At 41.9% G+C, this 11,932-nt stretch carries 10 protein-coding genes; 2 read left to right on the top strand and 8 right to left on the bottom strand.

Going from position 1 to position 11,932, the window contains the following annotated elements:
• Positions 1-9: 9 nt before the first annotated feature.
• The 3 genes from AAHB12_RS13790 to AAHB12_RS13780 form a co-directional block, all read right to left on the bottom strand.
• Positions 10-1,896, bottom strand: a complete 1,887-nt coding sequence (locus tag AAHB12_RS13790) for an IucA/IucC family protein (protein ID WP_342045685.1) — start codon at positions 1,894-1,896, stop codon at positions 10-12.
• On the bottom strand, positions 1,893-3,674 hold the full coding sequence (locus tag AAHB12_RS13785) for an IucA/IucC family protein (RefSeq protein WP_129728557.1): 1,782 nt from the start codon (positions 3,672-3,674) through the stop codon (positions 1,893-1,895). The genes AAHB12_RS13790 and AAHB12_RS13785 overlap by 4 nt, the downstream gene beginning before the upstream one ends.
• Before the next feature lie 87 nt (positions 3,675-3,761).
• Positions 3,762-3,920 (bottom strand): hypothetical protein, encoded by a 159-nt coding sequence (locus AAHB12_RS13780; protein WP_165350793.1) that lies wholly within the window; start codon positions 3,918-3,920, stop codon positions 3,762-3,764.
• 255 nt (positions 3,921-4,175) lie between these two features.
• Here AAHB12_RS13780 and AAHB12_RS13775 point away from each other — a divergent pair, with 255 nt between their 5' ends.
• On the top strand, positions 4,176-4,667 hold the full coding sequence (locus AAHB12_RS13775) for a hypothetical protein (protein WP_342045684.1): 492 nt from the start codon (positions 4,176-4,178) through the stop codon (positions 4,665-4,667).
• A 311-nt stretch (positions 4,668-4,978) separates the two neighbouring features.
• Here AAHB12_RS13775 and AAHB12_RS13770 read toward each other — a convergent pair whose 3' ends face one another.
• Together AAHB12_RS13770 and AAHB12_RS13765 are read right to left on the bottom strand one after the other, a co-directional pair.
• Entirely contained in the window at positions 4,979-5,800 is an 822-nt protein-coding gene (locus AAHB12_RS13770) for a DUF3974 domain-containing protein (RefSeq protein ID WP_342045683.1), read from the bottom strand.
• 13 nt (positions 5,801-5,813) lie between these two features.
• Complete coding sequence (locus AAHB12_RS13765; RefSeq protein ID WP_246040261.1) at positions 5,814-6,866, bottom strand: toxic anion resistance protein; 1,053 nt, start codon at positions 6,864-6,866, stop codon at positions 5,814-5,816.
• Between the two features lie 290 nt (positions 6,867-7,156).
• On the opposite strand from AAHB12_RS13765, the gene AAHB12_RS13760 reads away from it, so the two are divergent.
• Complete coding sequence (locus AAHB12_RS13760) at positions 7,157-7,636, top strand: CBO0543 family protein (protein ID WP_342045682.1); 480 nt, start codon at positions 7,157-7,159, stop codon at positions 7,634-7,636.
• Positions 7,637-7,859: 223 nt separating this feature from the next.
• Here AAHB12_RS13760 and AAHB12_RS13755 read toward each other — a convergent pair whose 3' ends face one another.
• The 3 genes from AAHB12_RS13755 to AAHB12_RS13745 form a co-directional block, all read right to left on the bottom strand.
• Positions 7,860-8,294 carry a DUF2269 family protein gene (locus AAHB12_RS13755; protein WP_342045681.1) on the bottom strand — a complete coding sequence of 145 codons (435 nt, stop codon included), beginning with the start codon at positions 8,292-8,294 and terminating at the stop codon, positions 7,860-7,862.
• Positions 8,295-8,303: 9 nt separating this feature from the next.
• On the bottom strand, positions 8,304-8,648 hold the full coding sequence (locus AAHB12_RS13750; RefSeq protein WP_129728563.1) for an ASCH domain-containing protein: 345 nt from the start codon (positions 8,646-8,648) through the stop codon (positions 8,304-8,306).
• Positions 8,649-9,154: 506 nt separating this feature from the next.
• Entirely contained in the window at positions 9,155-11,884 is a 2,730-nt protein-coding gene (locus AAHB12_RS13745) for a GTP-binding protein (RefSeq protein WP_342045680.1), read from the bottom strand.
• Positions 11,885-11,932 lie beyond the last annotated feature (48 nt).

The following is an 11,932-nucleotide window of genomic DNA, read 5'->3' as shown; positions in this document are numbered from 1 at the left end:
ATCTGCTTTTTAAATATCACCTTTATATAAAGGATTATCCACCTTTACATAGCTATATGATTTCTCTCCTTCTTTCAGCCTCATCGTAAGCAATGCTTTATAATCAACTGTCTGGGCGAAAAAGGCGTCGCGATCCTGCCGAGCGGCTGCACTGTATTCCCCCGCTAGACCTTGGAACAGATATTCACAAATTCGTCTTACCTCTGCCCAGCACACCTCCTCTAAAAGATTCATATGTTTGGAGAGCAGATAGACAATTTCCCCTAAATGATTTTGTATAACTGTATAAAAAACTTTATTTTGCATCTCAATCAATGAGGATGTGAGAATGGCTGAATCCTGGTAAAAGTCTACAGATAAGGCAGCTTGCTCTAAGCGCGGCTTGTATATTCTTGTTCCTCCCCAATCCCGGAATAGCATGCGGACGATACAACCATCACGAAAAACAGGAATGCTATTCTGCAAGTGTCCCTCAAGACCAATTCCGTATTTCACCATCAGCGTTACAAATCCTTCTAAAGCCAGTGACGCATACTCTGAAAACCATTGAAATGCAGCTTGCTCAAGCGATTTGCTCCCAAGCTTCTGTTTGTACTGATAAATGAGTTCAAGTAAAATCGGCTGATCGCTTACGAGCGATTCACTGTAAAGCGCTGTACCCGTAATGGCCAACTCTTGTTCCTCCACTGTAACCTGCTCCCGCAAAACAAATGAAAGATTGCGCTTCTTTTGCTCATCCTGGGACCGAAAGCTGCCTCCTCCCCATTCATATACAGGAACGAAGTGCTGGCTTAGCTGCTGCTCCCTCCCCATCACAGCTTGCAGCAGTTCTGTAAATACAGCAGCATTATTTGCAGTTTGCGGAGAAATCGAGCGAATTGTGGATGTCATTTGGGCACGTAGAGCTGCTTTCACAACCAAGCTTTCCGCTTGTACTGTCCGAAATGATGACAGTGCAAAGCTATTCACTTCATAGTCTTTTAGAATGACAATTACCCCATTCTCCAGCTCATCCTGATACACTACAGGAGTAACATGCTGCAATTGCCATGGATGAACCGGAACCGGTACATAATCGCTCAGGGACAGATTTCGATAACCGAGTTCCTTCTCCATTGCTCGCTCCAGCCCCAGAAATACTGTAAACAGCTCCCTTCCCTTGACAATTCGTTGCTCTATCCACTCCCGATGTATAGCAAGAAAACGAAGCGGTATACTATTTTCAAATTCCGGAGCGTACCGCATGACCTCACAAGCGTCCATTCCCATTCTTGTTTTTGCACACGGATGAAGATTATGACCAAGTACAGAGAATTGTTCAAACAATAATTCCGCATGAAACGAACGGCTTTGCTGTTTTTGGTAAAGCGCATACTGAATTGTAGTTTCATCTTCGATTTCTGACACGTATTTTCGATACTTCCAATAAGCCAACGATAGGGCTAGATTGGCACTGCTGTCTTCCAATTCAAGAAGCAATGCTCCCCAGCTAGAATTAGCTTGAAAAAGATGGATCAACTCCGAAACAGATGTGTATGTATACAGCTCCTCTGCTTTAAGATGAAAAACTGCTTCTCCGCCCTCCATTCTCTGAAACGCGTACATCTGCCGAATTGGAATAAAAAGCAGCTCGCCACTCTCCAATGTATACACCTTATACGAACCATCTTTCAGCAGAGGAACAGGCTTTTGCGGGGAAACATTATGTAAATCGTACGATGTTGAATAGATTCCATCTATATCCTCTCTCATGAGCGACATGACAAAGCGCTGCAATGTAGCAGTTCTCGCTTCTGGTACACTATTCGCATAGTATGGCAGTAAATACGGTGCTTGCTCCTCCAGCATAGAAACAACATCTTGTTCTTCCCGCGTAAGCGTAAGCTCCTGAATCATAACTCTGCCTCCGCCAATGGATTTCGTACCTTCGCAAATGTATAGTCCGTCACATCTCCCTTAAGACGCATGCTCGTCATCGCCTTTAAATCCATATAAGGAGCAAACAATGCGGTCTCATCCTCCTTGGCATATGCCTGAATCACTTCATCCTTCTTCAAAAGAGAGAATACCCTCCGGCAAACAGCTGCAACCTGTCTCCAAAGCTGATCCTCTGATACATCGAAATACCGAACGAGACATGCAATCAACTCGCCAAAATGATTTTGAAAAACAGGATAAAATGTTTTGTTCCACAAATCCTCGCCGTTTTTCGCCCGAATTGCAGATCCTTCGTAAAGAGATATGTTCATTCCTTGCTTCTTTAAGCGCTCCTCTAATATACGAACACCACCGAAGTCACGGATAAATAGACGAGAAGGCTCTCCTTTATCCAGCACAATGATACTATTTTGCAGATGTCCCTCCATGCTAATCCCATACTTGCTCATTAGCGTTAACATAGGAGGAATACATATTTCCGCATATGCAGCTAGAAAAGCTATAACGTTCTCCTTAATCTGCCCTTTGCTTGCAAAGCGCTCAATCACCTCCGCAACAATCGGTTTGTTTTGGAACGGTGATTGTGCGATTAAGGCTGCACATGGCATCATCACTTCTCCTGACTCAATAAATTGCTCTGGATTTTCGCGCAAAATCGCTGCTGCATTTTTGCGAAGAAGTACCTGTTGGTCTTGTGATAACCCCTTATCACTCGGATTATAGTAAATTCCTGCCTGTTCTTCTAAAATACGAAACTGATTTTGAAAGTATTGTTCCTTCTGCTGAATGCTGCGCAGCAAACGAGATAGCATAGGACCATTTTCAACTGAATTAGGGGAAACTGTCCGTATCGCACCCGTTGTTTGTACATTTACAGCTGTTTTAATATGGTGCTTATTATCAGTACGCCTTCCAAGCGGGGCTAATGAACGAAATGACATAAGAGCTGCAGTAGGTATCGCACTATCCCGCAGCAAAATTAAGTCTTTTCTCCCTAAAGCGCTCTTATGCAGCACAGGAATCGTATGCTCCCATTGCCATGGATGAAGCGGAATGATTTCATATGCTCCTGCCTCTTCCCCAACTTCATTTCGCACACGTTCTGCTAGACCCTCGTATTCATCGTATAAAAAATCGGTAACGCTTTTCTCATCCGTACATACGGAAACCGCGCACTCCTTTCGCACCGCAGCTAATTTAACAGCAGGCTGTGCTGCAAACTCGGGAGAATAGCGAATAACATCATCCTTGCTCATACCCATCTTTATTTTTGCTCCAGGATGAAGCGGATGACCTTCAATTACACATTGCTCATAAAAAATAAGCGAGCTGAAACTGTCCTCTCTTTCTAGCCTATCCTCCACCCATTGAATAGATGCTTGCTCAAGGGATTGGCGCCGGTCTCCAGCGGCAGCAAGAGCGAGTATATGGTTTTCCTCGCTGTTTCTCAGCTCATCTCGAAACCGCTCGTATTGCTTTGTATGCTGGATCCAGCCTTCCTCTCTTACCAAATCAAGCAATTCCTCAGAACTCTTGATAACTCTCCTGTCTCCACTGTCTATCATATGTATATCATCCATATCAAATCTTCCAAACGAAAGAATTCTCTGAACGCTTGCCTGCAAGGATCGGTTTCCTGAAAGCTGTATGTATAACAAAGGCGGCCTTAGTTTAACATGCTGTGGTGGAATAAGCTGTTCGCGCACAAGTGCCTGCAGCAATCTGTGCAATATCATAATCTCACTCTCCCTTTTTCTCTAAGCATATCACATGCCTACACGGAAAGAAATTGAACCTCCTGCCCATGCAAGAGGTTCTTTTCTTTAGCCTTTTCTTAAGCTATTTTTATAAGCTTCCTTCACAACCGGAAGCTCTTCTTCCTCTACCGTATGCTCATTAATATCCTTATGGATAATCGCATTATCTGGCAGTGTCGGCTCGTGTCCTTTTTTCTTATGGTTAAATGCTTTGCCTCTTCCCATCTTCTTCCCTCCTTTGTCGATTTTAGTATGGGAAAAAATGATGAGAACTATAACACGAGAGAAATTTGTTATATTTCCACGGAAATAGTTTTTTGTTTCGACATGGTTATACATAAAAAGCATAAGTGCCCCTTTAGTTAAAAATATGGTCTTTATCATTCCTCTTTCCAAGTTATAAAAACTTATTTCCATAAAAGTAAATGATATAATTGATTCTATACATATCAATTTGAAATTAATTAAGGAGAGGTGACTTTGAAAAACTTATCTCTGACTCAGAAAAAATGGTGGTTATCGGCTCATATATTATTTTCTGCAATCTGGTTAGGAGTTACTGTTACCTTTTTAATCCTGTGCATTAGCGTCTTAAATACTAATGATGGTCAAGTAATAAAAGCCTACTATACGAGTATGCTCCGGCTGGAACAAACTGCGGGTAGAGCCTCGCTTATTGGAACAGTTATTACTGGGCTTTTACTTTCTATCTTAACAAAGTGGGGGCTATTTAGATTCTACTGGATTATTACAAAAGAAATTATAACCTTGATTTGTTTGGCTTTAGGATTTATCTTCATTTATTATTGGACTTTAAATGGTATTCATCTCTCAGCAGATTCTATAAATGAGGATTTTATTACAAATCATTATCAACTTATGATTTGGATTATAATACAAGTCAGTCTTTTAGCAATATTATTTATTATATCTGTATTCAAACCTTGGGGCCAACGAATCCAGGGAAGATAAGAAAAGCGGCCAAGGCCCGCCTTTTATGGCAGCGTAGGGGTGGGCCAGAATAAAAGGCGCTTTTTGCCTTTTGCAGGGGTTCAGCCTGAAGTCTGCCATTTTGGGACTTGGGAGCTAGACATCGCCCCGAAAAGTTATACTTTCTTAAAGTGTAAATAAGCAGAAAGTATCCATACACTTTAGATTCGTTGCTTTCATTATCACTTAACAGAGTTTTCCTTTAAACGAAAAACAGTAATGTCACGGTATACCCAAGGCTAAATAAAACACAAAAGGAAGACCCGCATTGGATCTCCCTGTATAAAAACTATCTAGTTCGCATGAAACTTTTCCTTCGCCGCACGCATTTTCACTTTCAGCTCCTGCTCAAGCGCCGCATGTGAACTATTAATTTCTTCTTGGAACTCTTGCAAATATACGGTAAGCTCCTGTTCCTTTTCCTTACGCTGCGCTGGAGGAAGATTAGAAATCAGTGTTAGCATATCTGGTAAATCCTTTGTCAAAAACACCTCAAATTTATGCTGTTGCTCATACATTCGACGTTCCTTATAATATGGAATACTGCTTAGGACAGATGCAGCAATATCTGTGATAGCTTCCTGCATAACAGGATTTACCGCCTTTTTATAATGCTCAATATGCTGCAACGCCTGTCCATACTCCTCGTAAAAATACAGCTTATAAAAGGAAAGGCTGGATTTTCTTAATGGATTTTGATATTCCTTTTCCATGTATCGTCTTACCGTATATTTTGCATCATCAAGCTCTTGCTGCGAAAATTTCTTTTTTCTCTTCAACGCTGTGCGCAGCCTTTTTTGTTCCGGCTTAGTCAGCGAAGCAAAAATCCGATCCTTTGCACTATCATCAGCCGCACAAAACAAAGCATACAAAGCGGCTGGCTCACGGTTCGCTTCATTACGAACCCATTGATATAAGGATGGTTGCTGCGAAAATTCTTGCAGAAAAGAAAGAGATGGACCTGAAAGGCGCATTAACGATTCTGTTGCCCGTTTATACGGTTCTTTCCATGATAGAAACATTCTTCTCCCGATAAAAACCAAGAATGCCGCAGTACCTAAGCCAAGCAGCAGCAATCCTCCCAATACAAGCAAAATAAAAGTCAAAATGCTCATTACAGTCCCCTCTCTATTTCGTTGTATGATGAATTAGCTTTTTCTTCATCTCATCGTTAAAGGAATCCAACTCTCTTACAAAATTGCGGCTTGACTGAATAATACGCTCTGTCGACTCCTCAGACGCCTGAATCGCAGCAAATACATTTTGGAACGACTCGCGAAGCTTATCCATTCCGATGGCCGGATTTTCAAGCAGACGGGTTGTCTCCTCAGTATTTTGTTTTAGTGCACGGGAGTTACTAAGAATCATCGTTTCAATTGCTTCATTTGTCGCGTTCACCGCATCGATTGTTTTGCGCTGATTGTTCAGCGCCAGCTGAATAGAAGCAGAAACAGTTACCACATTTTGTGTCATTGTAATCGCATTGCGAATCGCCTCTAGCAGCTTTTCATTATTTTTCTTAATAATATCAATCGAAGCAATCGACTGCAGCAAAATGCTCTTCGCCTGCTGCATGTTGCGAGTGCGAACGAGGATCTTCTCAAGAGCATCGTTAATAAGCGGCTTATCCCGCTGCCGCTCCGGCTTTTGTCGTTCATTCTCAAGCATATCAGATAATCTTCCCCCAAGATACACTTGCCGATCAAGCGCTTGAATTTTCTGCAGCGACTGCTCCTTCAGCATTCCAAGATTAACACTATCCTCCTGCAAATTATCGCGCCCAACAAGCAATGCCTTAATAATTTCCTCAATTTGCTTATCAATAGTTTGATATTTATACACATACGTTTCTAGTGGATTTTTACGAAGCATTTTATATACCATGCGCTTCACTCCAGACGCTTCCAAGGCGTTCGGGTTTAGCTCTGAAACAGCCTTACGGAGGGAGAGCAGTGTTTTTGGAATTTCATCGTGCTTGCCGCTCATCATTGCGGCAACTGGGCGCTTTAAAGCCGAGAGTGTTTCCCCTGCCTCGCGCTGCTCCTTATCTCCGAGAGCAGAAAGCTGAGCCAACACATGCGAAAGATCCCCATGATTCTCACCGCTTAGCTTCTGCACATACATATCCGCTTCCTTATTTAATTCAACAAGCTCGTCCTCACGAATAATAACATCTGCCATTGTCTCCAATTCGCCCTCTGTTGATGAGGATAGGAGTTCTGTTCTTTGTGAATTGTCCAATATAAATCCCTCCCTCATTAGTTCTTGCAGAAAAAACTCACCTACCACCATTTTAAACCAAAAAGATTATATTTAATATTTTTTCGTGTGAAGATATGACAAATTAGGTCTTAAGTCCTAGAAAAATTTAGATAAGGTCCTTCTTTACTCTCTAGCTGGATTGATTCAGACATTTTTTGGTTAATATTTAATATATAGAGGAATGAAGATTTAGAATGGAGGGACCTGAGGTGGCTATTGAAACTAAAATCGAAATAGTATCTTGGGTTATTACAATAGTCTTGTTGTACATCTTTGTACCAAAGCATAAATATCGTGAAGCCCATGTAAGCTTCCTATTCATGCAGGCTCTCACATGGGTGTTTGGCGCCGTAGTAGTAGAATTACATCTCATCGCTTACCCTGTTCGCTTTTTTCATTATGCTTTTCGATCAAGCTTCACATTTGAATATTTTATCTTCCCTGCAGTAAGTGTGTTATTCAATGTACATTTCCCTAAAGAAGGAACATATATCAAAAAAACATTATATACCCTTGTTTTTCCATCTATACTTACGATTAGTGAAGTTTTGCTTGAGAAGTATACAGATAACATTAAGTATATTAAATGGAATTGGTTTTGGAGCTGGTTGACTCTACTGCTTACCCTATATGCATCGTATAAGTATTATCAATGGTTTTTTGCTATACGCAAAACTAATTTACATTGAATAACTTCCGAGTTAGCAATATTTCTTACAGTGCAAATACCCTAGTTCGAGCGAAGTTGATTCACATGACAGCTTCCCTTGTGTTCCTCACTACGGAAGACGCTTTTTGCCTTTTGTAGAGATGGTTATTCGACTGCAAAGGGCTAGAGCTAGCCACCCCCCCAAAAAAAATTACCCTTTCTTATTTTCAAAATATAAAGGCACCCTTAAAACAGGTGCCTCACTACCATAACATAGGTTTCGTAACCATAAACCAAAGCATTGTCATCAGCAAAATGAGATAAATCCAAACGGAGCGATGGAGCTTTTGCACCAACGCTTCCTTGTCCTCTCCCGTCTCCTCAAATTTGCGAATTGTCGGAGAAAATGCACGTGCCAAAAAAAATAAAGAAGCCAATAAAATGAACACGGTCATCACAATCCATGGTGTTGTCCACGACCAAGAACCTGTAACCGCCAATAAGACTCCAGAAATAACCAATACATGTCCAGCATGCTTCGCTAAATATACAGCAGCTCGAAACGTATCAAGATAAGCTTGTTCCATTTGTGTCTCTGCTTGGCGCAGCTTTTTGATTGTAGAAAACAAAACAAAGAATGGACCGATTGATAAAATGGCACTAGCTATATGTATATAAAGAAAGAACTGATACAGCATGCGCTTACATTATACCGCACGGAACTCGTGAACCCACACTCTCATATGTGGAAGCCAAGGCATGCCTGGATGAATAGACAAAATAGATTGCTTGTATGCTTCTACATTTTCAAAACCCTCTTGCTGAGCATGTTCGTCTGTTAATTCCCCAAGTGTTTGCGCATATACACGCTCTACCACAAACTGTTTCCCCTCTAGCGTCATGATTTCTCCAACATCCGCATATCTGCCATTGCGGCGCGTTGCTGTCTTTTGTCCTGCAATTACCTTCGCAACATCCTCCGGAAGTGTCACAAGACGCTCAATTGTACATGTTTTCGGCGGTAACGCCTGATTTTCATGATGTGTTGTCATTTCAACATTCCTCCTTATGAATTCGTACACCCAAACCTTACCATATTTTATTCTTAAATTGTACTACTTTATATTAAGAAAAGCGAACAAGGCCCGCCTTTTATGGTAGCGTAGGGGTGGGCCGGAGTAAAAGGCGCTTTTTGCCTTTTGCGGAGGTTCAGCTCGGAGTCGGCCATTTTGGGTCTTGGGAGCTAGACAGCACCTCGAAAAGTTATCCTTTCTTATCTTGTAAAGAAAACTTGCCGATTGGCGAGCCTTGCTCTTAGGCGAAGACAGAGGCGTAGTTGCACTTATACTGTATTCCTTCTAGCTGGGAATTTATACTTTCTTGCATTGTAAAAAAGCAGAGGTCTAGCTTATATCTTATGCTTTCCCTCTGCATCGAATGATTTCTCGTATACGGTCAAATACATACAAAAAGGCTGTCGAAAGAGGATTCCCTCCCCTTTGACAGCCTTTATAACTACTACAGGGCAAGCCACTGCAGTTTTACAAGCTTTTTATATTTAAGATAAAGTTAAAGGATTTCTCGCTTCAGCTGTCCCTGTTACCCATTCATACTGACGAAGCTTCACTTGGAACAGCGTAAGCGGATCGTGATACATTTCAGGTCTAGCCTTCATCGTATCAAGCAGCTGTTGCTTGCTTTGAATATCTGCATCTGTTTCTTCTGCAATTCTACTCAAAATAGAAAGTGGATTTCGGAAGAACATTCCTACATCCCGCACAAGTCCCTTTTCTAGCAATTCAAACTGCAGGAGAAACTTATTTGTCACGGCAGCTGCTGTTTCGCTGTAATCCTCACTCTCAACATGCTTTTTATATTGATTATACAACACCGTTCTATTTTGTCCGAGAGCCCCGAACAATTTCCCAGCGCTCTTTAATAAAAGTTGTGACGGCTTGGTTCGCAGGAACACATTCGTTTCCCCAACTTGCACCGTACTTGTAATGCGCTCCGCATCGCGCTGCCAATCATCGATCACCCTAAAATCACACTGGAGTCTGATCTTCTCTTCTTCGTACAGCGCATTAAATGCCTCGCTCATTTCCTCTAAATAGTCCTGACCCTGCAGCAGCTCCTCACGGGACGAGGCAATCCACTCCTGCATCGAAACGAGACATTCCGGCAGTATTTTATTTTGCAAGTAGCTTTGGATTCTCTTATTCATCTCTTCATTGAGCTGCACATGAATATTTCGGAAATCGCTATCCTCTCTCAAAATGTCAGAGCACTCCTGCAGTAGCTTTGGAATTTGCTCCGTAAGCTCATCTTGAATCGCCTCTTTTACAACTGCATACGATTTTGCGATGTGCTGTGCCTTTTCTTGCTCCAGATCACTTACCTTATGGATAGCAGCATTCAGCTTTGCAAGCACATCTTCATTCCATTCGATAGAACCTGCTAATCTTCTTTCCTTCTCCTCACGCTTTCTAATTAGATACATAATCATATCTTTAATGAGGTATAAAATCTTCGCTGCACGTCCCTCTTCCGCACCATTAAGTGCAAAAACAGCCGCTAAAAAGCCTGTCATATCACTTACTTGCTGTCTGCTTGCATATAGGGAAGAATACGGTAAAACCGCTGCATTAGGAAAATCAGCCTGTATGCGCAGCTGCGTACCTTCTGTAATCCGCATCGCTTCCTGCTCACTGTAAATGGTATCCATCTTATTCAATAGAAAATGAATTGGCAGGTTAGGCAGCTGCTTTCGAACCTGAAGCAGCACCCTCCGTTCCTGCTCCGTAAACGGCTCATTCACATTAAGCACGACTAACAGACCATTGGAGGCACGAGCATATTCAAACAGTTCAGCGCCTTGAAAGTTTGGTATATCGAAAATAGTAAGAGCATGATCGTATAAAAACTGGCTTGGTACTCTGACATGAACGTACTCTCCTTGAGGACTGGATAGCTCAAGTTCAGCAAGACTAGAAACTGTCCTTACTGTAGTTTCATCCATAATCGCAATTTCCGTCTCTGGACCATCGCTAATAGCAACAGCTGCACCAGCTGCATATCCAGATACAGTCTCCCCTAGTAGGGAATTAATGAAGGAGGATGTTCCATTCCCCTTTACACCAGTAACTACAAGATGACGTGTTTTCGCGTCTGCAAGCTGGTGAGCGAGCCAATCCCATCGCGGCCCTGCCTCTAAATCATTTCGCTCCGCCCACTGTGTAATGGAATCAAAAAGCCGAAGCGCATTCTCTAGAAAATCATGGCTATACTCAGAGCGATAGATTAAATCCTTAGCAGTACTTACAAAGCTCGCTTCTATACTGTACGGAAACTTTTCGCTCCATGCCAACAATGCCGCTGCTGGAAATACAGCACGCAAATGAGGAGTCAGCTTCAACCAATTTGTAAGTAAGTTCGGTAAAACGTCGTGCAACTCACTAATAAAATATTGTCCCGCCATGAACTCATGGTATGCATCCTCATATAGAAAAGAGATCTCATCCCAAGCATTATAAGGATTCACCTCAGCCTCTACAAATACAAGATTAATAATTTGTATCCAAGCCAAATAAGAGTCTTGGTTTTTATAGCTCTGCCAAAGTACAGAAACCATTTGCACAAACTGCCCGTGATCCAACCTGTGCAGCACAGCTAACAGCTCATAGAAATAACCTGGCGCCTTTTCCTTCGTGTAGCCCTTACTTACATAGCCCTCTAAAATTACAAACCATTGCAGGGATTCTGTTCGAATAGATTCCTTCGCCGCAAGCTCAATGGCGCTATTCCAATCTTCCTGTTCCTCATAAAAGGCACGAGCTAAGGATGTGACGTTTGGATAATCAGGGTTGAGCGATACTGCCTCCTGAATTACTTTGAAAGCAGACTCCGTTTTATTCTGTTCGATATGAAGCGAAAATAGCTGTAGTGCAATTTCTGTCGTTAACGTACTGCAATCTGTAACAATAGATGTATACAGCTCTTCGGCACGGTCTAATATGCCAATCTCAAAATAGCTATCAGCGATATTTTTTATTGCCCACGGCTGCAATTCATTCTCGACCTTTTCCCATTTAAAAATAGCTGCTTCTAAATCCTTGCTGTGGTAATAGATCTCGCCTTGCGCAAAACGAATATAAGACAAATCAGCGGTCTCACTGCTTTCCTCTGTCCGGTACAACGCTCCAAGTACTTCAATCGGCTGTCTCGTTTCATTTTCTATTAAAAAGGTTTCATAATATGACTTGTTAATAAACTGCTTCTCGACTGTCATGGTTTTCCTCCGATATACAGTAAATTCATTAAAAATAGGGACCAAAAT

It is taken from the genome of Bacillus sp. OTU530 (assembly GCF_038440375.1).
The sequence above is the reverse complement of the archived record's forward strand: the minus strand, read 5'-3'. Positions and strand labels throughout refer to the sequence as shown.